The sequence below is a fragment of the Zwartia sp. genome (assembly GCF_049655405.1).
Classification (GTDB): domain Bacteria; phylum Pseudomonadota; class Gammaproteobacteria; order Burkholderiales; family Burkholderiaceae_B; genus Zwartia.
The window spans coordinates 393315-414833 of sequence record NZ_JBASJR010000013.1; the positions used below are offsets into that span (position 1 = coordinate 393315).

At 52.6% G+C, this 21519-nt stretch carries 17 protein-coding genes; 9 read left to right on the plus strand and 8 right to left on the minus strand.

What is annotated here, in order from left to right; all coding sequences use genetic code 11:
* The first annotated feature begins 137 nt into the window (after positions 1 to 137).
* On the plus strand, positions 138 to 1394 hold the full coding sequence (locus tag WBJ47_RS13310) for a Zn-dependent hydrolase (RefSeq protein ID WP_422243581.1): 1257 nt from the start codon (positions 138 to 140) through the stop codon (positions 1392 to 1394).
* A 93-nt stretch (positions 1395 to 1487) separates the two neighbouring features.
* Here the strand turns inward: WBJ47_RS13310 and WBJ47_RS13315 are convergent, their stop codons facing one another.
* Both WBJ47_RS13315 and WBJ47_RS13320 read right to left on the minus strand, forming a co-directional pair.
* Positions 1488 to 3347: a phosphoenolpyruvate carboxykinase (GTP) gene (locus WBJ47_RS13315; protein WP_422243582.1), complete on the minus strand. Its 1860-nt coding sequence runs from the start codon at positions 3345 to 3347 to the stop codon at positions 1488 to 1490.
* A gap of 159 nt (positions 3348 to 3506) precedes the next feature.
* Positions 3507 to 4502, minus strand: coding sequence for an NAD(P)-dependent oxidoreductase (locus tag WBJ47_RS13320; RefSeq protein ID WP_422243583.1), 996 nt, complete (start codon positions 4500 to 4502; stop codon positions 3507 to 3509).
* Positions 4503 to 4605: 103 nt separating this feature from the next.
* On the opposite strand from WBJ47_RS13320, the gene WBJ47_RS13325 reads away from it, so the two are divergent.
* Positions 4606 to 5496, plus strand: a complete 891-nt coding sequence (locus WBJ47_RS13325; protein WP_422243584.1) for a TauD/TfdA dioxygenase family protein — start codon at positions 4606 to 4608, stop codon at positions 5494 to 5496.
* 2 nt (positions 5497 to 5498) lie between these two features.
* Here the strand turns inward: WBJ47_RS13325 and WBJ47_RS13330 are convergent, their stop codons facing one another.
* From WBJ47_RS13330 to WBJ47_RS13350, 5 genes are all read right to left on the minus strand, one after another.
* Positions 5499 to 6329: an aspartate dehydrogenase gene (locus WBJ47_RS13330; protein ID WP_422243585.1), complete on the minus strand. Its 831-nt coding sequence runs from the start codon at positions 6327 to 6329 to the stop codon at positions 5499 to 5501.
* 64 nt (positions 6330 to 6393) lie between these two features.
* Complete coding sequence (locus tag WBJ47_RS13335) at positions 6394 to 7101, minus strand: class I SAM-dependent methyltransferase (protein ID WP_422243586.1); 708 nt, start codon at positions 7099 to 7101, stop codon at positions 6394 to 6396.
* A 56-nt stretch (positions 7102 to 7157) separates the two neighbouring features.
* Positions 7158 to 8465 (minus strand): hypothetical protein, encoded by a 1308-nt coding sequence (locus tag WBJ47_RS13340; protein WP_422243587.1) that lies wholly within the window; start codon positions 8463 to 8465, stop codon positions 7158 to 7160.
* A 33-nt stretch (positions 8466 to 8498) separates the two neighbouring features.
* Positions 8499 to 9581, minus strand: coding sequence for a trypsin-like peptidase domain-containing protein (locus tag WBJ47_RS13345; RefSeq protein ID WP_422243588.1), 1083 nt, complete (start codon positions 9579 to 9581; stop codon positions 8499 to 8501).
* 16 nt (positions 9582 to 9597) lie between these two features.
* The gene (locus WBJ47_RS13350; protein ID WP_422243589.1) at positions 9598 to 10761 is read right to left on the minus strand and encodes a mandelate racemase/muconate lactonizing enzyme family protein; all 1164 of its coding nucleotides are present in this window, start codon (positions 10759 to 10761) and stop codon (positions 9598 to 9600) included.
* A 74-nt stretch (positions 10762 to 10835) separates the two neighbouring features.
* Between WBJ47_RS13350 and garD the strand changes: the two genes are divergently transcribed.
* The 7 genes from garD (at position 10836) to WBJ47_RS13385 (ending at position 20753) form a co-directional block, all read left to right on the plus strand.
* Entirely contained in the window at positions 10836 to 12404 is a 1569-nt protein-coding gene (gene garD, locus WBJ47_RS13355; protein ID WP_422243590.1) for a galactarate dehydratase, read from the plus strand.
* An 8-nt stretch (positions 12405 to 12412) separates the two neighbouring features.
* Complete coding sequence (locus WBJ47_RS13360) at positions 12413 to 13102, plus strand: nucleotidyltransferase family protein (RefSeq protein WP_422243591.1); 690 nt, start codon at positions 12413 to 12415, stop codon at positions 13100 to 13102.
* A 100-nt stretch (positions 13103 to 13202) separates the two neighbouring features.
* Positions 13203 to 14417 carry a pyridoxal-phosphate-dependent aminotransferase family protein gene (locus WBJ47_RS13365; protein WP_422243592.1) on the plus strand — a complete coding sequence of 405 codons (1215 nt, stop codon included), beginning with the start codon at positions 13203 to 13205 and terminating at the stop codon, positions 14415 to 14417.
* Positions 14414 to 17428, plus strand: a complete 3015-nt coding sequence (locus WBJ47_RS13370) for an FAD-binding and (Fe-S)-binding domain-containing protein (RefSeq protein ID WP_422243593.1) — start codon at positions 14414 to 14416, stop codon at positions 17426 to 17428. The genes WBJ47_RS13365 and WBJ47_RS13370 overlap by 4 nt, the downstream gene beginning before the upstream one ends.
* A gap of 30 nt (positions 17429 to 17458) precedes the next feature.
* Positions 17459 to 18076 (plus strand): nitroreductase family protein, encoded by a 618-nt coding sequence (locus WBJ47_RS13375; protein ID WP_422243594.1) that lies wholly within the window; start codon positions 17459 to 17461, stop codon positions 18074 to 18076.
* 35 nt (positions 18077 to 18111) lie between these two features.
* Positions 18112 to 19743, plus strand: coding sequence for an acyl-CoA synthetase (locus tag WBJ47_RS13380; protein WP_422243595.1), 1632 nt, complete (start codon positions 18112 to 18114; stop codon positions 19741 to 19743).
* Positions 19740 to 20753 carry a zinc-dependent alcohol dehydrogenase family protein gene (locus WBJ47_RS13385; protein ID WP_422243596.1) on the plus strand — a complete coding sequence of 338 codons (1014 nt, stop codon included), beginning with the start codon at positions 19740 to 19742 and terminating at the stop codon, positions 20751 to 20753. Before WBJ47_RS13380 ends, WBJ47_RS13385 begins: the two co-directional genes overlap by 4 nt.
* Positions 20754 to 20795: 42 nt before the next feature.
* Here WBJ47_RS13385 and WBJ47_RS13390 read toward each other — a convergent pair whose 3' ends face one another.
* Positions 20796 to 21512, minus strand: a complete 717-nt coding sequence (locus WBJ47_RS13390; RefSeq protein ID WP_422243597.1) for an enoyl-CoA hydratase/isomerase family protein — start codon at positions 21510 to 21512, stop codon at positions 20796 to 20798.
* Positions 21513 to 21519: the final 7 nt, after the last annotated feature.

Sequence of the window (21519 nt, forward strand, 5' to 3'; positions counted from 1 at the left end):
TAATTTAAATACGCTCACGCATTGCGCGATCGCATGGCATCATTTAACCTAGTTCTTACTTTAAGCGCAATCAATCTGTTTAGTTACAGAGTCGCTTAATTGCCACAAGATTCACGAAACTTTCATGGAGTTAGATTATGTCTGTCACCGCACTTGCCCCCCTGACTGATTTGCGCGTCAATGGGGAGCGCCTGTGGCAAGCTCTGATGGAGCTTGCAAAAATCGGTGCCACTAAAAAAGGCGGCGTCTGTCGACTGGCATTGACGGACCTCGATCGCCAAGGCCGTGACTATTTTGTCGCTCAAGCCAAAGCCGCTGGCTGCACGATTCGCATTGATGCGGTCGGTAATATCTTTGCCAGACGTGCGGGCCGGAACAACGACTTGCCAGCCGTCATGACAGGAAGTCACATTGATACACAGCCCACTGGTGGAAAATTCGACGGTAACTACGGTGTGCTAGCAGGCATTGAAGTGCTGCATACCTTGAACGATGCAGGTATAGAAACCGAGGCACCGCTTGAAGTTGTGGTGTGGACCAACGAAGAAGGCTCACGTTTTGTCCCCGTGATGATGGGGTCGGGTGCATTTATTGGTGAGTTCAAAACGGACTTTATCCTTGAGCAGAAAGATCGCGATGGGATCTCTGTTGGCGAAGCCCTCAAATCAATTGGTTACAACGGCACAGACCAGATTGATCCTAAAAAAATAGGTGCTTACTTTGAGGCACATATTGAACAAGGACCGGTTTTAGAGGCACATGAGATCACGATTGGTGTGGTGACTGGAGCATTAGGACAACGCTGGTTTGATGTGGTCATCACAGGCTCCGAAGCCCATGCGGGCCCAACGCCCATGGCGTTGCGTCACGACGCCCTGCTCGCGGCCTCACATATGATTCAATTGGTCAATCAAACCGCCTTGGATCATGCGCCCAATGCACGTGGTACGGTTGGCATGTTGGACAACTATCCCAACTCGCGTAATGTCATTCCTGGCACAGTCAAAATGTCTGTTGATTTTCGTGCGGACAGCGATGAGGTGTTGACCCGCATGGTCGAAACCTTGCAGGCTCGGGCGCAAGAGATTGCGAAAAAAGGCAAGGTCACCATCGACATCACGCAAGTCGTCTACTTTCCACCACAAGCCTTCGCTAAAGAGCTCGTGGGTGCTGTTCGCAATGGTGCTCAAAAGATCGGTTTATCCGAGATGAATGTCGTGAGTGGTGCCGGACACGATGCTGTGTATATGGCGCGCGTCGCCCCCACTGCGATGATTTTTGTTCCATGTAAAGATGGAATCAGTCATAACGAAATCGAGGATGCGCAGCCTGCGCACCTTGAAGCGGGTTGCAACGTGTTGTTACATGCTATGTTGGAAAGAGCCGGTACGTAAACAAGTGCCGGATCATAAAGAATAAAAAAGGCCCGAAGATCGGGCCTTTTTTATCGCGTCAGACTGAGTTTGACTCAACTCAGTCGCAGACAATTACTTGCCAAGACGGGCTTCGAAGCTGGCTTTGATTTTGAGCAGGTGCTCAGGCAAACCAAAGGAAAGCTTTTCAAACAACTCGTCGTGAAGTTTGAACTCTTGTTGCCATGCGGCAACATCAATCGAGGTAATGGTGTTGAACTTTTCCTTGGAAAAATCCATGCCGTCCCAATCAATATCAGCAAATTCCGGCGTAATACCAAAAGCATGCTCGCTGCCTTGAGCTTGGCCTTCGATACGACCTAACATCCATTTCAAGACGCGCGTATTTTCACTGAAACCAGGCCAGACAAACTTGCCATTTTCATCCGTACGGAACCAGTTGACGCAGAAAATCTTGGGCAACTTGGCACCCGAGGACTGCAAGAAATTACCCAGGGACAACCAGTGGCTGAAATATTCGGCCATGTTGTAGCCACAGAAAGGCAACATTGCAAAAGGATCGCGACGCACCACACCCTGTTGACCCACGGCTGCTGCAGTGGTTTCAGAACCCATCGTGGCGGCCATGTAGACACCTTCAGCCCAGTCACGCGCTTCAGTAACCAAAGGCACTGTTGTGGAGCGACGACCACCGAAGATGAACGCGTCGATCACAACACCCTCTGGATTGTCCCACTCTGGGTCCAGTACGGGGTTTTGCGTAGCAGAAACAGTAAAGCGTGCGTTTGGATGGGCAGCTTTGATGCCCTTTTCCTTGGCCTGCTCTGGCGTCCAGTCACGGCCCTGCCAGTCGATCAGGTGTGCAGGAGGAACCTTGGACATGCCTTCCCACCAAACGTCGCCGTCATCCGTCAAGGCGACGTTTGTGAAAATAGTGTCACTCTTGAGCGTGGCCATGCAGTTAAAGTTGGACTGCTCGTTGGTACCAGGTGCTACGCCGAAATAGCCTGCCTCTGGATTGATCGCTCGGAGATTACCTTGAGCATCGGGCTTAATCCAGGCGATATCGTCACCGATTGTGGTGATTTTCCAACCCTGCTGAGCCAAACCTGCGGGAGGAATCAACATCGCAAAGTTGGTTTTTCCACAGGCTGAGGGGAAAGCGGCTGCGACATGATATTTTTTACCCCAAGGAGCTTGTACGCCCAGGATCAACATGTGCTCGGCTAACCAGCCAGGAGCCTTTTCACTCGCTTCGCTGCGACCCATTGTCGAGGCGATGCGCAAGGCGAAACATTTTTTGCCCAGCAAAGCGTTGCCGCCGTAACCAGAACCATAGGACCAAATTTCACGGGTCTCAGGGAAATGGACAATGTATTTAGTTTCGTTACAAGGCCAGACCACGTCTGCTTGTCCCGCTGCGAGGGGCGCACCAACAGTGTGCACACAAGGCACAAACTCACCGTCTGTTCCCAGAACGTCGTACACCTTTTTACCCATACGCGTCATCATGCGCATGTTGACAGCAACGTAAGGCGAATCAGATAGCTCTATACCGATCTGAGCGATCGGGGAACCCAGTGGGCCCATCGAAAATGGCACAACGTAAAGCGTACGGCCGGCCATTGAACCTTCGAATAATTCGTCCAACTTGGTGCGCATTTCAGCAGGCGCAATCCAATTGTTGGTCGGACCCGCATCTTCTTTTTTCGCGCTACAGATAAACGTACGATCTTCGACACGTGCCACGTCATCCGGTGCAGAGCGTGCCAAAAAGGAATTTGGACGCTTTTCAGCATTGAGCTTGATCAGCATGCCGGACTGCACCATCTCGGCACACAGTCGGTCGTATTCTTCTTGGGAACCGTCACACCACACGATGCGAGCAGGTTTGACCTTGGCAGCGATAGAGGCGACCCATTTTTTGAGGCCTTCGTGACGAACGTAATCAGGAGCGTTGAGTGGCAGATTCATGTAAATGCTTCTTAAAGACACTGAGTTCAAACTTCGGTAACCTGAAATAGTAGCACCGGATCAGCGCCAGAGAAAATCAAACCCCCTCTCTCTCACGGGAACTATCTCCTAGATAGAGCCCTTCAATCACTGCGATAGCCCACGCAAATAAAGCAAATCTTAATCTTTTTTGGTCAAGTGCTGTAACCGCACCAGAATCTCTGCCGAATGTGAACGATTAACAAGATGCTCCGGCAATTCTCCCCTGAGTAATTGCTTAACTTGAGCCGCCACACTTGCGCCTACAGCCTTGAGACTGTCGTCAGTAATGCCAGCCATATGAGGAGACAGCAACACATGGTCTAAGTGATAAAGGGGGGAGGATGCCGGCAAAGGCTGTTGTGTAAATACATCAAGCGCAGCGCCAGCGATTTTTTTAGTTACCAATACGTCCACCAGAGCCTCTTGGTCGACCACGGCTCCGCGCGCCACATTAATCAGGCAGGCGGTTGATTGCATCGACTCCAACAAGCTTCGATTGATCAAACCTCTGGTTTGGTCGTTTAAAGGGCACGCGAGCACTACAAAGTCTGAATCTGAGAAGATCTGTTCCAAGGAGACGTTCTTAATAATATCCAAGCTTGGCCGTCCACTGGGTCGGTAACCTATCACTTCCATTCCAAAGCCCGCATGACAGATCTTAGCCACAGCCTGACCGATCGCACCCACGCCGACCAAACCGACCCGCTTACCCGCCAAATCGAAGCCCTGATCCGCCATGGCTCGCGCCTGGCCCCAGCCTTCAGTTCGTATTTTCATATTGATGGCCGCACTTTTGTGGGCCAGTGCCAGCATTTGACCGACAGCAAATTCTGCCACTGTGCGAGCGTTAGCTCCCGGGGCATTCCCAACAGCGATGTGATGCTGCGATGCCACATCAATCGGCACCATGTCGACGCCCGCCCCATGGCGCAGCACGCCCACTAATTGCGACGCACGCTCAAACAGCGCAGGGGGCAACGGGTGACGCACCACGATGACCGAAGCTGACTCCGCGCCGGCAATCAGATCTAGGTCACTGGTGGACGGCGAAACGATCACTCGAGCCACTGTTTCAAGCTCAGCATGAATTTCTGGATGAATCGGGTTGGTCAAAAAAACAATTTTTTTAGTCATGGCAACCAGTCTGTAACAGGGAGAGAGCGTGTATATTTCAAGACACAAATCCTAACTAAAAAAATCAACCTAGCCTACAACTATTCAGTAGCGGGAGACAAATGTGAGCTTGACCTTCACAAAACTGCACCCAACGTTCATGGCGCAAGCCAGTCCGATTGATTTGTGCGCCTTGTATGACCAAGCGCTTTTAGAGCAAATTAGGCGCGCGATGAGTCAGTACGGTGTGCTGGTGTTTCGCGGCCAACAGTTTTCACATGATGAGCAAGTTGAATTTGCGCGGCGTCTGGATGGCGAGCTGCACGCTAAGACTTCCTCTGCCGTGCTGACCAAAAACCGCTTTGGGAACGAAGCACTAACAGACATTTCCAATGTTGGCGGTGACGGCAACATCCTGGAGGCACAGGATCGTCGCAGAATGAACGGCATTAGTAACCGGATATGGCATACCGATGCCTCTTTTGAAAACCCCTGTGGTCGTTATTCCATGCTATTCGCACGCAACATTCCCCCTGTGCGGGCAGATACCGAGTTTGCGGATATGCGGGCAGCTTACGATGCTCTGAGCGCTGAACTCAAAACAGTCATCGAGCCTTTACATGCACACCATTCAATTGTGTATTCGCGGCACACCATGGGATTCGACTTTTCACCTGAGGAACAAGCCAAGCTTCCGGGCGCGACACACCCTTTAGTGCGAACCGTCGAAGGATCTGATCGCAAAGCGCTTTATTTGGCCTCGCATGCCGCGAGAATCATTGAGTGGGAAGTGCCTGAGGGTCGGTTGTTGCTCAAGGACCTGATCGAGCACGCCACGCAGCGGGAGTTTTTATGCTCCCACCAGTGGGAACTAGGCGATTTGGTGATTTGGGACAATCGAACGACGATGCACCGGGCGCGGCCGTTCGATGACAAACAGTACAAGCGAGAACTGACGCGGGTCACAACATTGGATTTGCCGCGTCAAGCGCACATCGCAAACAAAGCGGCTTAGGCTTAGGTACCCACTTTGAAGCTAGACTTCATTTTGCGTAGCATGGCAATGACGCTCTGAGCAACGATTCGGCCTGTTTTCGGATTTTCAGAGGGGATATTTTCCATCGTCATGGTGAACTTGGCTGAATCGGAGTCCACGACGATCGTGTGGGTGTTTCGGACCACAGCTGGATCAGCCCAGATTTCCAACAGCGTATTTTCTGGTCCGACACCCGCGAGTGCTAAAGCAACGACTACGTTTAAGTTGGCTGGAAAACCTTTGGCAGCATCTCGCGCATTACCCTCAAACACTTTTTTCGCCTCTGTCAGGCCTTCGATGCTGATGTTGTGCTCGATCAAATGTGGCGCACCGGCCAAACCCTTGGGGGGCTTGCGGGTCACCATGCGCACCGAGTGAATCTTGCCCTCGGCTGCGGCAATCATAGCGTCGAGGCCGATGAGGGCACCGGTCGGAACATGGATCACGCCGCCCTGCTCTTTTGCCATTGCGATCAGTTCAGGGTGGAACAGTAACGCCCCCACGGACAAGACGATGACTTGCTTTTGGGCTTTTAAAAATGGCGAGGCAATTTCTGGCAAGAGTGCGGCGGGTGCACACTCAATCACGAGATCTGCCTCTTTTTCCAGCTCAGAAATATTTAATACTTTGACGGGTTTCGCTAAGGTCGATACAAACTCTTTCGCTTTTTCATGGTTTTTAGCAGAAACCGCCGTTAACTCAACGCCGGGAACACCGCCTTTAGCTAAGGTGGTTGCAATGGACTTTCCGATCGCGCCTAAACCAGCAATCGCGATGCGTAGATTTGGTTGTTGAGCTGCAGCTTGCGTCATGATGAAATACCCACCTGGATAAAATTGAGACCTAAGAGCGAGCGATTATAGTGAAATCGATCGCTTACTTCACCACAGCAGACACGACCAGCTGGCGCCCGTAGACCACCTGGTCTCGCATCGCGAGGGTCCAAAGCTGGCGAACGCTTTCAGAGGGCGCTTTCTTTAGGCGGCGCTTGGCAAAGCCCTTGATCACGAAACCAAGTAAATGTTCCCAAAGATGACGAGGTTTCTCTTCGTCCACCTCATGTACTTGCATGTCTTTGAAACCATTGAGACCAAGCAGTAGCCACAACTGGAAGATGCCCAAGGACAACCATGGCATATGAGGCTCCATGGTGTCATTTTGCTTGAACCATGAGTAGGATCTGGGAAAGCCCTGAATCAAATGGTTGATTCTTGCGCCGACGTAGTTAGGATTGGGTATAGACAAAATAAAGATCCCATCCTTTTTTAAATGCTTGCTGACACTTTGCAAAAATAAACCGGGATTTTGGAGATATCCCATTGCCTCGCAGCAGACGATTGCATCGTACTGCTCCAAGCTAGCTGGTAATCCTTGATTAAAGTCCGCAACCTCAAACCGATGGTAGCCCTTGGGCACTTGCTCAAAGAAGTCAATCCCGTGCAACTCCACATCCGGACCAAGTGAGTAAGGCAGCCAACCGTCGCCGCAGCATATGTCCAGCACTTTTCGGGGCTGATGCTCGGCAAGAGCACGAGCGACGGCTGCGCGATAGGCCTTGGTTTTAACCATTAAAGGGGCAGACATATTGACGGACTCACTTAAAAGTAAAAAGCAAACGACTACATCACGCGTAGATCATTCTATGAAATAACAAAAGAGGCGACTTTAATTTTGTCTTTGCTGCGGCAACGATCGCCACAGACCATGTCCGTCGTATTGATCACACCTTCATAACTTGTCTTTTTCCCATCAATGGTCACCACGACGGTATAGGGAATATTTTCGCGCTGATCCCTCGCGACGTTTGCGCTAAATAAGGCAACGTAAACGTCATAACGACCAGCAGGCGGCTTGACATTCCACGATATGTTTTCAACCGGGTCTGGGCGTGACGGACAGCCTGACATTTTTTGACAAGCGTTCGCGTCAATGTCGAGACTACCGCCTGTTGCAGATTTGCGGACGTGATTGTCATACATACTAATCGCAACTCCACCTGGCTCGACCACAATCAAATCTAAGTCACTCTGGTTTTTCCAGGCGAGCGTCACATTGACAAACTTGCCTTGAGCCACTGAGTTTTCTTTGAGTCGCCGATCAATCTCTCCACTGGTCACTGTCGCTGGAGGCTCTTGAATCGTGACAGGCGGTGTGACAACGGGTGGTGTCGTGACGACGGGCGGCTGAATGGGCGCAGGAGGGAAACATGCAGCCGACTTGTTCTCGACCTTACCCCAAAGCTCGGCGATTCGCGTGCGCAAGCCCTCCTCTACTTGTACAGAAGGACCAGGATCTAAAACAGTGAGCCACTGCTTGTAAAACAGACCTGCAAACAACAGGAGACACAAGGCAGCCAAGGTCAGCCATTGGGCAACTCCAACAAAGCCGAAGGTTCTCGAGGGCGATTGCGCTGCGACCTCCGCAGCTTTCTGTGAGGCAATGACTTTGGCTGCAGGCTTAAAGACCTGCGCGAAACGGGTGTCAAATTGATGGTCATGGGCCTGCGCACCGTAGGGCAAACATCCCCATTGCGTCAACACCAACTGGTCACCCACCATAAAAATTGAAGCGAGCACATCCGGGGTTGAAAGCATCGCCCTCAATGCTTGTGCGCCATAGGCAGCCGAAGAGCCCGCTCCGGTTCCAACCTTGTCAGCCACGCGACGCACGATCCCGCACGCCTGCGCCAAGGTTTTGGCAACCTTGAGTTTTTCGTCTGCAGCGAGTGTGTCGAAGGGACGAACAGGACCGTCAAGCTTGGTGACCCAGGACACCTCTCCACGCATCACGTTAGTGACAGGCTCGGCAAACAGATGAGCCCATTCATCGTGTTGACCTTCCTTTTTAAGCAAGCTCAACAACTGTTGGTAATACGTAAAAATGGGCTGACCGTTGATGCCCTGGACATCAATTTGGGTGCGCTTGGTAATAATCGGCAGTGTTTGCATGGCGAGGGGCTCTGTCAGCTTTTAGTCGCTGTGTTAATTCTTGGGGTCCGAGGAACAGTCGTTGGCGATCTTTTGATAAGACACCCCGCTCTGGTCCAAGAAGCTTCGCAATGCATTGCCCGACAAGGCATATAAAGAGCGGTCGCTGAACTTGTCAGTTTGCGCGCCGATAAACGTGTTGACACCCACGACATTGCCGCAACGATTGACGAGTGGCCCACCCGAACTACCCGTCGCGATCCGAGCGGTGTGCAAGACGAGCACCATATTATTGGGTTGGCGCTGCAACACACTCACCTCGCCCTGAGAAAATACTGTGTTGGGCGTGACAATATTGGCATCAACCCTGATCTCGGAGCTTGGAAAGCCGGAGGCTACCACTGTCTGAAGCAGTTGCGGTTGGGTGGAGATAGCAAGTGGCCGCACGGTCGCAGGGACTTTGTCTGCACGCAATACGGCAAAGTCTGGATGAGTATATTCAGAGTCTTTGGTGGCGGCGATCAACTTGATAGGCAGTGGTTCCTTGCCTAAAAAACTGCTGGTCATCGCAAACTTTTTGCCAGCTTCAATGACGTGTCGATTGGTCACAACGGTATTCTTGTCAATAAAGAATCCCGTGCCATGACCGAGATATTTCATTTGCTCTGAAAACACCAACACTCTCACAGTGCTAGCTTCAAGCAAAGAGACTAACTGCTCTTGAGGGAGAATTTTTGTGGAGGTTTGGTCGGGAGGGGCTACGGGCGACTCTATTGGCGTCGCAGTCGTAGGGACAGATACAGACGGCGGTGTAGACACGTCAGGCGTTGCCGCGACAGAGGCGTTTGGTGTAACAGTCGGCCTGGAAGTGACAGGCGCGCCTGAGCCGGGTTGAGCACGCAACAGAGGTCCGACTTCGCCGCGGCGATAGGCTTGCATTTCCGGACTCGTGCACGCGCTGTCTAACATCTTTTGTATGCGTTGGCTCTCCGCTTCGAGCCCAGCAACAATTTCACGATTGACATCCGCTGGACGCAGCACAACGAAAGGTCTGTTTGCCCACCACAGGTAAACAAACAGATTGAGGGCGACCAAAATGATTGCCGCAACAGCAAAGGTTCTATTAGACAATTTCATTTGAGAGATATGCTGCTTAGCTAGCAAGCGCTCTCATTTCGGCATAAAGATCTGCCTTGCCTTCGAAACCAATGCCAACAAGCTCTGGCAAGGTCACAATACTATTTTCAACACGAGCGCCATCCGGAAAGCCACCATAGGGTTGAAACAGATCAGGATAGCTTTCATTGCCGCCAAGTCCTAGGCCTGCGGCGATAGCCAGAGACATTTGATGCCCCCCGTGAGGTACGCAGCGCGATGGTGACCAGTCGTATTCGCGCAGCATATCCAAGGTGCGTAGATATTCCACCAAGCCATAACTCAACGCACAATCAAACTGCAGCCAATCACGATCACGACGCATCCCACCGTAACGGATCAAATTGCGAGCGTCCTGCATGGAAAAAAGGTTTTCACCGGTTGCCATCGAGTTTTCGTAATGCTGACCCAGTTCGGCTTGCAATTCGTAATCCAGCGGGTCACCCGCCTCCTCGTACCAAAAGAGGTTGTATTGCGCGAGCTCTTTGCCGTAAGCGATCGCGGTCTTGAGGTCAAAGCGACCGTTGGCATCCACGGCTAAACGCTGACCTGGGCCAAGCAACTTGAGAACGGCTTCAATCCGCTTGCAATCCTCAGCCAAAGAAGCGCCACCGATTTTTTTCTTGACGACCGAATAGCCACGATCAAGATAGCTCTGCATTTCGCGCGTCAGGCCCTCAAGCCCTTGCCCCGGCCAGTAGTAGCCGCCGGCGGCATATACAAACACTTTGCGATTAGGCTGGCCGTTACCGTAGCGGTCCGCCAACATCTGATAAAGAGGGACGCCCTCGATCTTGGCCACGGCATCCCAAATCGCCATATCGATCGTTCCAATCGCCACCGAGCGCTCACCATGGCCGCCAGGCTTTTCATTATTCATCATCGTGGCCCAGATTTTGTGCGGACACAAAATGCCACGCTCATCCAGCAACGTATCGGGCGCAGCCTCCAGCACGCGAGGAATAAAACGCTCACGCATGAGAGCGCCCTGTCCATAGCGACCGTTGGAGTTGAATCCGTAACCAATGACGGGCTTGCCATCACGGATCACGTCCGTGACCACGGCCACCAGACTCAAGGTCATCTTGGAAAAGTCGATATAGGCGTTTCTGATGTTCGACTTGATCGGGCGAGTTGACTCGCGGATTTCAACAATTTTCATTTTTGATAAAGTGTCTGCGTTTGAATGAGGGTCGGTATAAGATGTGCCGTCATTATCGTTAAAAAAACAGAGCCATGGCCACTTCTTTGACTAGTAGCAACCCTCATCTGATCAAAATGCATCCTGACGACAACGTCGCCATTGTAGGCAATGACGGTGGTCTTGCTGCGGGAACCGTCGTTTTGGACGGGCTGATCCTCAAGGACAAAGTGCCGCAGGCACATAAGGTGGCTTTAGTCGACTTTAAGACAGATGCGCCTGTGACACGCTATGGGGTCACCATCGGCTTTGCCCTCAAAGACATCCCTGCCGGAAGCTGGGTGCACGAGCGCTTGCTCAGAATGCCTGAGGCAAGAAATTTTGAAAATCTGCCCATCGCGACCGTCAAGCCAGATCTTGGCGGCCCCCTCGAAGGCTATACATTTGAAGGCTATCGTAACGAAGATGGCTCGGTGGGTACCCGTAACTTGCTCGGGATCACCACGACCGTCCAATGCGTTGCCGGTGTGGTTGACTTCGCAGTGCAGCGCATCAAAAGCGAACTTTTACCCAAATATCCCAACGTTGATGATGTCGTCGGGCTCGATCACGCCTATGGCTGTGGTGTGGCGATTGATGCTCCTGAGGCCGTGATTCCGATCCGCACTGTGCGCAACATCAGCCTAAACCCCAACTTTGGCGGCGAAGTCATGGTGGTGAGTCTTGGCTGTGAAAAACTCCAGCCGGATCGCTTGATGCCACCAGGCAGCTTTCCTATCAAGGATGACCGCTCAACAGGCGTCGATACAGTGTGTTTGCAAGATCCTCAGCATGTTGGCTTTATGTCCATGATTGATGCCATCATGCAAGAGGCGATGGTCCATCTCAACAGACTCAATCAGCGCCAACGCGAAACCGTTCCCGCCAGTGAGCTTGTCGTGGGTATGCAGTGCGGTGGTAGCGATGCGCTGAGCGGTGTGACCGCGAATCCGGCGCTTGGCAAAGCCGCTGATTTGCTGGTGCGGGCGGGCGCGACCGTGATGTTTAGTGAAAACACGGAAGTGCGCGATGGCGTTGACCAACTGACCTCGCGTGCCGCCACCCCAGAAGTCGCACGCGACATCGTCGCCGAGCTCGACTGGTATGACAAATATCTCGCACGTGGCAAGGTCGATCGCAGCGCCAATACCACCCCGGGCAACAAGGCTGGGGGTTTGGCCAACATCGTTGAAAAAGCGATGGGCTCAATTATTAAAAGCGGCTCTGCTCCCATTTCAAGCGTGCTGTCACCAGGCAACAAACTTGCGCGCAATCAGCGTGGACTGGTGTATGCCGCGACGCCCGCCAGTGATTTCATCTGTGGAACGCTTCAGCTGGCTGCAGGCATGAATCTGCATATTTTTACGACTGGCAGGGGTACGCCCTACGGCCTGGCCCACTGCCCTGTCATCAAGGTCGCGACTCGCTCAGATCTGGCCCGTCGCTGGCATGACCTGATGGATGTCAATGCAGGACGCGTCGCGGACGGCGAACTCACACTTGACGAATTGGGTTGGGAGATTTTTCACCTGATGCTTGATATCGCCAGCGGACGCAAAACCTGGGCAGAGCATTGGAAGATACAAAACTCGCTGGTGCTGTTTAACCCAGCGCCTATTACCTGATCGGACCCATGACTGGCACCCAAATGTCTCTGGCCACGCAGCCATTTCTTGCACTCTTGCTCGCGGCCGGCGAGGGATCTCGTCTGGGGCGAATACCTAAAAGCTTGCTGCGCATTGACGATCAAACCTTGCTTGAGCGTCAAATTGTCGCACTATTGAGCGCAGGCGCCGGGCTCATTATGGTGGTGACAGGCAATTTTTATAGCGACATTGAGGCGGAGCTCCAGCGAGTGCTCAATCGCATTGCTGCTCCCGTACAAATCGTTAGAAATGCTCAACCAGAGCGAGGCCAGCAGTCCTCTGTCACGCTCGGACTCACCGCCCTTGCCGAATATCACGCAGAAATGCCAGTTCTTATCGCTCTCGCCGATCAGCCCCTCATGCAAGCGGCTGACTATGCCGCCTGCATGCAGGCTTTTTACAATCGGCCAGACGAGTGCGCGATTGTGTACCCCATCGTCAATCACCAGCGCGGCAACCCGGTGATACTGAGTCCTCAGGCCATGAGAAACGCCCTAGCGTCTAGCATGACGTGCCGAGACTATATTCACGCGCATTCTGAACTCGTTCATCGTTTTGCCACAGACTGCGATCATTTTGTCTTTGATCTTGACGCGCCAAGTGATCTTGATAGATTTAGACAACGCACGGGCTTGACGATAACCTTGCCTAAAAATAGCCATCCGCCCCTTCCCTGAATAGTTCCTTTTTGGTGTTTTCCATCCGTCTCTCATTAGATTAAGACACTCTTGGTGCGCCTTATGGTATTTTTCTTGAAACGTCCAACTTGGAGCCTTCATGCTTAAACTTAACTTTCACCCTACTGGTCGCCATTTTTTGCAGATTCCTGGTCCTAGCCCAGTTCCAGATCGAATTTTGCGTGCGATCAGTCTGCCAACCATTGATCATCGCGGACCAGAATTTGGCGCGTTAGGTCGCAAGGTGCTGGAAGGGATGAAAACTATTTTTAAGACTGAGCATCCGGTTGTGATTTACCCCGCATCCGGTACGGGTGCTTGGGAGGCTGCGCTTGTGAACACGCTGAGCGCAGGCGACCACATTCTGATGTTTGAAACAGGACAGTTTGCTTCGCTGTGGAACAAGCTTGCGACCCGTATTGGCCTAAAGACTGAAATTATGTCTTGGCAAGGTCAAGACGAACACCTGCCTAATGCGCCCGGCTGGCGTCGTGGCGTGCAAGCCGACATGATTCATGCGCGTCTGCTTGAGGACAAATCACACAGCATCAAAGCCGTCTGTGTGGTTCACAACGAAACATCAACAGGTGTGACTTCGGACATTGCTGCGGTACGCAAGGCGATTGATGATGCCAAGCACCCTGCTCTATTGATTGTGGACACCATCTCTGGCTTGGCCAGCGCAGACTTCAGGCATGACCAATGGGGCATCGATGTCTCCGTGAGTGGCTCGCAAAAAGGCTTGATGTTGCCACCCGGCATCAGCTTTAACGCCTTGTCACCGCGTGCTATCGAGGCCTCCAAGACGGCCAATCTGCCACGCTCTTTTTGGGCATGGGATGAAATCATTGAAATGAACAAGGACGGCTATTGGCCTTACACGTCCAGCACCAACTTGCTCTATGGCCTGTCGGAGGCGATTGATATGCTGACGGAGGAAGGCATGGAAAATGTCTTTGCCCGTCATCAACGCTGGGCAGCTGGCGTGCGCGCCGCCGTCAACGCCTGGGGCTTGCCCATTCAGTGCGCCGACCCGAGCGTGTACTCACCTATTTTGACTGGCGTCATCACACCTGTCGGTGTCGATGCCGATGCCATCCGTAAACTGGTGCAACAGCGCTTTGACCTTTCCCTCGGCACAGGACTAGGCAAGCTCAAGGGACGCATGTTCCGTATCGGTCACTTGGGCGATAGCAATGACCTGACCTTGCTCGCCACACTCACAGGCATCGAAATGGGTCTGAAGCTGTCTGGTGTCAAACTTGCTGGCAGCGGCGTGGCCGCAGGCATGGATTATTTCGCAAACGCATCATGAACGCAGTCGTCTCTCCCGCGGTCCCCAAACCGGTTTTCTTTTCACCCAGCAAGTCCGGCGTCAGCTCCCCACTCGCGCAACTTTTATCTAAAGAGTTGCGTGGAGATGTGTTGTTCGACGGCGCGAGTCGGGGACGTTATTCGACTGACGCCTCGATCTATCAAATCACGCCGATCGGTGTGGTGGTGCCTCGCGACCAGGCGGACGTCCTCCGTGCACTCGACATCGCCCGTGATCAAAAGGTCGCGGTATTGTCACGTGGAGCAGGAACGAGCCAGTGTGGTCAGACGGTAGGCGAGGCGCTCATCATCGACAACAGTCGGTGGTTATGTAACGTTGTGGATTTTGATGAACAGGCGCGCACCGTCACGGTTGAACCAGGCATTGTGCTGGATCACTTAAATGCATGGCTTAAACCCTATGGCTTGTGGTTTCCTGTCGATGTTTCCACAAGCGCGCAATGCACGATTGGCGGGATGACGGGCAATAACTCCTGTGGCTCGCGTTCGATCGAGTACGGCAATATGGTGCACAACGTGCTTGGTATTGATGCCGTACTCGCGGATGGAACACAGGCCTATTTTGGCTCTCTGAAAGATCCCGTTCAGGGCGCACGACTAGAGGGTATCTTAGCGTCACTTAAAACGATCGCGACGCGCGAACGCGGCGAACTCGCTGAGCGTATTCCTAAAGTATTGCGACGCGTCGCGGGCTACAACATTGACTTGTTCGATTGTCAAAATCCGCGTGCGTATACGGATGACGGCATCGCCAATCTTTCGCATTTACTGGTGGGCTCAGAGGGCACCCTTGCCTACAGTCGCCAAATTACACTCAAGCTTTCTCCGCTGCCTGAACACAAGACCCTGGGGGTCGTCAATTTCCAAAGCTTTTATAAAGCCATGGAAACCACCCAGCATATTGTCAAACTCAAACCCACTGCAGTGGAACTCGTCGACCGAACGATGATTGATCTGGCGATGGAAAACCCCTCGTTTAGACCCGTCATTGAAAAAGCCTTAGTCGGCTCACCCGCGGCTATTTTATTAGTAGAGTTTGCAGGACAAGACCAAGCGGAGTTGATTAGAAAACTAGATGAACTCGACACGTTGCTGAGCGATCTGGGGTTACCTGATTGTGTGGTCAAAATGCCTGAAGCCAAAGCGCAAAAGGCACTTTGGGATGTGCGCAAGGCCGGCCTAAACATCATGATGAGCATGAAAGGTGATGGCAAGCCCGTTTCTTTTGTCGAGGATTGCGCAGTTCCACTCGAGCACTTGGCAGACTACACGAGCCGGCTAACGGAAGTCTTTAATCGCTATGGAACTGAAGGGACTTGGTATGCCCATGCGAGCGTGGGGACGCTGCACGTCCGTCCGATTTTGGATATGCGCCGTGATGGCGCAGCGCAAATGCGCGCCATTGCCGAAGAAACTTCTGCCCTAGTGCGCGAATACAAAGGCGCGTTATCTGGAGAACATGGTGACGGTTTATGCCGTGGTGAATGGGTCTCGTGGCAATATGGTCCGCGTATCCATCAAGCCTTTGCAGAAATCAAAACTCTGTTTGATCCTGACAACAGATTCAGCCCAAACAAGATGATTCATCCTCCAAAAATGGATGATCGTAGCAATTTCCGTTTTGCACCAGGCTATTCGGTCGCCTCGACACCGACAGCGCTGGACTGGTCCGCCTGGAACGTCTTGCGTGATCCGATGACTGGGGTGGAATCTGCACCCGGCACGGGTGTCGATGCGAGTGGCGGCTTGGCGTCGGCCATCGAAATGTGCAACAACAACGGGCATTGCCGAAAATTCGATGCCGGCACGATGTGTCCGAGCTATCGGATCACCAAGGACGAGCAACACCTGACGCGTGGTCGTGCGAATACCCTGCGCTTGGCGCTTTCGGGCCAGCTTGGCACCGAAGGTTTAGCGAGTCCTGAGGTCAAAGAAACGCTGGATCTGTGCGTCTCCTGTAAGGGTTGTAAGCGTGACTGCCCGACGGGCGTCGACATGGCCAAAATGAAAATCGAAGCCCGCGCGGCTTGGGCCAAACGGCATGGCACGACCTTACGCGAGCGACTGGTTGCCTATATGCCGCGCTATGCTGGTGTCGCGAGTCGCATGGGTGGTCTTTTGAGTGCGCTTGAACATACACCTGTCATCGGCGCCTTGACCAAACGCGCCCTTGGCTTTGCGACAGAGCGCTCCTTACCTCGTTTCAAAACGAGCTTTCTTGCTCGGCAAGTCCAGAAGACGCCATTGTCCTCCGGTCGCGAAGTGCTGCTGTTTATCGATACGTTTAACAACTACATCGATACGCAAAATGCACATGCAGCCAAGCGTGTCTTAGAAGCTGCAGGCTACGCCGTTCACTTGAATCAACGCCCAGGTGAACGTCCGCTATGCTGCGGTCGCACCTTCCTCTCTGCAGGCATGGTGGACGAAGCTAAAGCCGAAGCCCGACGCACACTGGATGCACTCGTGCCTTTCGTCAAGCGCGGTGTGGCAATCGTCGGGCTTGAGCCATCGTGTTTATTAACGTTGCGCGACGAGTTTTTAGATTACGGATACGGCGAAGAGGCCAAATTGCTTGCGCAACACGCCTTTTTGTTTGAAGAGTTTTTAGTCAACGAACAAAAGGCCGGACGTTTCACTCTTGAACTTAAAGCGATTGAAACGAATACTGCGATGCTTCATGGACACTGTCATCAAAAAGCGTTTGATGCGCTGACACCTGTTCAAACCGTGTTGAGCTGGATACCTGGTCTCAAGGTCTCGACCATTGAATCGTCATGCTGCGGGATGGCGGGAAGTTTTGGTTACGAAGCTGAACACCATGCAGCATCAATGGCGATGGCTGAGATGTCTCTCCTGCCCGCAATTCGCAGCCGTGCGGCGGGCACCGTCATTGTCGCGGATGGCACCAGTTGTCGACATCAAATCCAAGACGGCGCTGATGCAGAGGCCACACATACCGCGGTGCTTCTGGCACAAGCCTTGAAATAAACCGCTACCCTTTTACTTTTGAGTCTAAACATGACAATTACGATCAAACAAGCCATTGAACAGCGTATTTCCGCCAATATGTTCGATCCAGCCAAAACGCTGACGACCGCACAGATCGAAGAGCTTGTCACACTCGCGACACGCGCACCCACAGCCTTTAATTTTCAAAATTGGAAATTCATTGCCGTGCAATCATTAGCGGCAAAAGAACGTCTGAAAGCGGTCGCCTATGGTCAACAAAAAATTGTCGATGCGGCTGTGACTTTTATCGTGTGCGGCAAACTTGAAGCGCACAAAGGTCTCGCCAATGCCCTTAAGCCCTCCGTGGCATCCGGACTGCTCGAACAGTCCATGGCAGATGCTTGGGTGCAAATGGCCCATGATGGACACGAGGGCAATCCAGAACGTCAGCGCGACGAAGCCGTCCGCTCCGCTTCGATGGGTGCCATGACACTTATGCTTGCTGCAGAAGGGATGGGATTGGTCAGTGGACCGATGATTGGCTTTGATCCAGCAGGTGTGGCAAAAGAGTTTAATTTGTCAGCCAACGACATCCCTGCCATGATTATCGCAGTTGGGTATTCGGCGCCTGGCAACTGGCCGCAAAAGCCTCGCCTGCCTGTCAAAGACGTGCTCACCATTGTTTGATGATTGATGTTCAATCACTGAACTGAGAGGCTCCCATGCGCCTGAACGCCATGCAAAACTACGCCGAGACCGTGCGCAGTTTTGCCTTGGCGATTCCAGAGACCTTTAACTTTGGGAAAGATGTCGTCGATGCCCAAGCTGCAAGGCACGATAAACCTGCTTTGATTTGGTGCAACGCTCTTGGTGAGGAGCGACGTTTTAATTTCTCCGACATTCGTTGCCTCACGAATCAGCTCGCAAATTTGCTGACAAAAAAAGGATTAAAAAAAGGCGATCGCGTCCTTGTCATGCTGCCGCGCATCCCAGAGTGGCAAATTGCTCTGGTTGCTTGCATGAAAATTGGGGCGATTCCTATCCCTTGCATTGAAATGCTGACCGCAAAAGATGTGGCTTTTCGAGTGCAACACTCTGGAGCGATTGCGGCCATCACCACTGCTGCGAACACGCATAAATTTGATTCTTGCTCCTCGGTCGCGATTCGCCTGAGTGTTGAAGACACCAAAGATCCCGCATGGACGTCCCTGAGCCTCAGTGCAACAGAGTCCTCTGATTTCGAGTGTGCCGTTTTAACTGCAGAAGAACCTGCCCTTCTTTTTTATACCTCCGGTTCTTCTGGTCAACCCAAAGGCGTGCTGCATTCAACTCGGGGCATCTATTCATGGCGCCTCTCTGCCGCATGGTGGCAAACACTGGTAGAGGACGATATCAAGTGGTGTACCGCGGATACAGGCTGGGCAAAAGCGGGGACAGGTATTTTATTTGGGCCATGGAGCCAAGGAAGCTGCGTATTTTTTTATGACGGTAAGTTTGATCCACGCGAGCGGCTTCGTTTACTCGCTCAGTATCGCATCACAGTGTTTTGCGCACCGGCCACAGAATTTAGGCACCTCGTCAATGAAAGTGTGGACGCCTATGACCTGAGTGCGCTTCGCCTGAGTGTTTCCGCGGGTGAAACCGTTAATCCTGAAATCGTCCATCAATGGCAGGCTTGCTCGGGGTCATCCTTACTCGATGGTTATGGCCAGACGGAAACGCTGATGACGGTACTGAACTACCCCTGTTTACCCGTTAAAGCGGGTTCCATGGGTCAACCGATTCCAGGTACACATTTTGAAATTCTCAGCGAAGAGAACACTTTGCTCGGACCGAACCAAGTCGGCCATCTCGTCATGCGTCTACCCAACCCACAATTTATGCTGGGGTATTGGAATGACCCCATTCGTACACGTCAAAATATTCGCAGCATTCACGGCGTGGACTATTGGCTGACAGGTGATCTTGCCACTCGAGATCAGGAGGGCTATCTTTTTTACGCCGGACGAAGCGACGACATGATTAGTTCGGCGGGATACAGAATTGGTCCAACCGAAGTTGAAAATGCACTGATTGAACACCCAGCCGTGACAGAAAGTGCAGTGGTCGCGAGTCCCGATCCTGAGCGAGGTGAAATCGTCAAAGCGTTCATCGTCCTGCATCCAAACTTTGCACCTAGTGAAGAATTAGTTCAAGCGCTGCAACAACATGTGCAACGTCATACGGCACCTTATAAATACCCGCGACAGATCGAATTTGTCGCAAGCCTGCCTAAAAATCCCTCGGGAAAAATCATGCGCCGCGTGTTGCGCGACCAAGAATTTAATCAAAAAAATATCGGATCTCATTCATGAAAACGTATCGTCTAGAAAAAACGGGTAGCTTAGACAACCTCTCCCTCAACCAAGAGGCGGATCCCACACCTGGCGCTCAAGATGTTGTCATTCGTGTGCGCGCCAATGCCCTGAACTACCGTGATCTGATGGTGATGCGGGGCTCGTATCGCGTACCGCCTCGTCCACGCGTCATTCCTTTGTCGGATGGTGCAGGCGAAGTTGTCGCGGTCGGCTCAGCGGTCAAACGCATCAAAATCGGTGATCGCGTAGCAGGTGCATTTTTCCAAGGCTGGATGGGCGGACATATTGCAGCAGAGCATCTCTCTACGGACATGGGCGGCAGCATTGATGGCATGTTGAGCGAGTTTGTCGTGCTCAATGAGCAAGGTGTGGTCAAGATTCCGGCACATCTTTCCTTTGAAGAAGCGGCAACCTTGCCCTGCGCCGCCGTGACGGCCTGGTGCTGTCTGACAGATCAACGCCAGCTATTGCCTGGTGATACCGTGCTGACGCTGGGCTCGGGCGGTGTGTCAGTCTTTGCGATGCAGTTTGCACGTATGTTTGGCGCGCGAGTCATCGCCACCACTTCTAGCGATGCAAAAGCCGACAAACTACGCGCACTGGGCGCGCATGAGGTGATTAACTACACCACGCATCCAGAGTGGGACCAAGAAGTCATGCGTTTGACGGGTCGTCGTGGTGCAGACTTTGTTGTCGAGGTCGGAGGACCAGGCACACTCGCGTGCTCACTCAAGTCAGCTGCGATCGGTGGTCATGTCGTGCAGGTCGGCATCTTGGGTGGAGTGGGACAACAGCTTGATCCCGCACTGTTCCGTGGGCGATCGATCACAACGCGGTCGATTACGGTCGGCAGTCGGCAGAGCTTTGAGGCGATGCTTCGGGCAATCGATGTCAATCAAATGCGCCCGGTGATAGACAAAGTATTTAAGTTTGAAGACGCCAAACTGGCATATCAACATCTGCAAGAGCAAAAACACTTTGGCAAGGTTGTCATTAGCAACCCTTAAGGGTGAGCAATGCTGGTATCGCATCACGATACCAGCAGGAGGCTAAGTCAGGTGACTGTTTATAGAGTGTTCAATGACTGAACGGGCGAGAAGAGATGCATTCGCAAGCGCTCCTCGTGTGCGCTGATTGATCCACTGCTTATTCAGGGCATAAGCGTGACTAGGAATGACTGCCAAAGCCTTTGCACGGGCGCGCGTGACCTCTAATAGTTGCTCAGCGGGTACGACTAAAGAAGCTAAGCCCTCCGACAGACACTCCGAGGCACCTACGCGCTCACCAAGCTGGACCAATCGATGCATCAGGCGGTGACTCACACGTGGTGAAACGATTGCCGCACCGATTGGTGTCGGCATATCAAACAACACCTCAGGCAAAGACACCCACGTCTGCTCTGACATCACAATCTCATCACACAGCGCCGCCACCATCAAGCCAGCACCCACGGCGGCAGCCTGCACACAGGCCACCACAGGTTTGCCACACGTTAAAAGATCTCCAAAACAGCGATCCAGTAAATCAAGATGCTTGAGCTCTGCCTGCTCACGGCCAAGTTCAGAGAAGGCTTTTAAATCAGCTCCGGCACAAAATGCCTTGTGACCTTCGCCGGTCAACACAATGCATTTGACCGCTGGATCTGCCATCGCACCAGACATGGCGGCATGCAAAGCATCGTACATCTCAAGATTCAGAGAATTGGCCGCGCTCGTGCGATTGAACGCAAGCCATAACACTCCGTCTTCGTATGTTGAAAGGATCATCGTCAGA

What these genes read in the sequence shown, in the direction of transcription:
- WBJ47_RS13310 (WP_422243581.1), top strand. Translation starts at nt 138, where the DNA reads ATGTCTGTCACCGCACTTGCCCCCCTGACTGATTTGCGCGTCAATGGG.
- WBJ47_RS13315 (WP_422243582.1), bottom strand. Translation starts at nt 3,347, where the DNA reads ATGAATCTGCCACTCAACGCTCCTGATTACGTTCGTCACGAAGGCCTC.
- WBJ47_RS13320 (WP_422243583.1), bottom strand. Translation starts at nt 4,502, where the DNA reads ATGACTAAAAAAATTGTTTTTTTGACCAACCCGATTCATCCAGAAATT.
- WBJ47_RS13330 (WP_422243585.1), bottom strand. Translation starts at nt 6,329, where the DNA reads ATGACGCAAGCTGCAGCTCAACAACCAAATCTACGCATCGCGATTGCT.
- WBJ47_RS13335 (WP_422243586.1), bottom strand. Translation starts at nt 7,101, where the DNA reads ATGTCTGCCCCTTTAATGGTTAAAACCAAGGCCTATCGCGCAGCCGTC.
- WBJ47_RS13340 (WP_422243587.1), bottom strand. Translation starts at nt 8,465, where the DNA reads ATGCAAACACTGCCGATTATTACCAAGCGCACCCAAATTGATGTCCAG.
- WBJ47_RS13345 (WP_422243588.1), bottom strand. Translation starts at nt 9,581, where the DNA reads ATGAAATTGTCTAATAGAACCTTTGCTGTTGCGGCAATCATTTTGGTC.
- WBJ47_RS13350 (WP_422243589.1), bottom strand. Translation starts at nt 10,761, where the DNA reads ATGAAAATTGTTGAAATCCGCGAGTCAACTCGCCCGATCAAGTCGAAC.
- garD (WP_422243590.1), top strand. Translation starts at nt 10,836, where the DNA reads ATGGCCACTTCTTTGACTAGTAGCAACCCTCATCTGATCAAAATGCAT.
- WBJ47_RS13360 (WP_422243591.1), top strand. Translation starts at nt 12,413, where the DNA reads ATGACTGGCACCCAAATGTCTCTGGCCACGCAGCCATTTCTTGCACTC.
- WBJ47_RS13365 (WP_422243592.1), top strand. Translation starts at nt 13,203, where the DNA reads ATGCTTAAACTTAACTTTCACCCTACTGGTCGCCATTTTTTGCAGATT.
- WBJ47_RS13370 (WP_422243593.1), top strand. Translation starts at nt 14,414, where the DNA reads ATGAACGCAGTCGTCTCTCCCGCGGTCCCCAAACCGGTTTTCTTTTCA.
- WBJ47_RS13375 (WP_422243594.1), top strand. Translation starts at nt 17,459, where the DNA reads ATGACAATTACGATCAAACAAGCCATTGAACAGCGTATTTCCGCCAAT.
- WBJ47_RS13380 (WP_422243595.1), top strand. Translation starts at nt 18,112, where the DNA reads ATGCGCCTGAACGCCATGCAAAACTACGCCGAGACCGTGCGCAGTTTT.
- WBJ47_RS13385 (WP_422243596.1), top strand. Translation starts at nt 19,740, where the DNA reads ATGAAAACGTATCGTCTAGAAAAAACGGGTAGCTTAGACAACCTCTCC.
- WBJ47_RS13390 (WP_422243597.1), bottom strand. Translation starts at nt 21,512, where the DNA reads ATGATCCTTTCAACATACGAAGACGGAGTGTTATGGCTTGCGTTCAAT.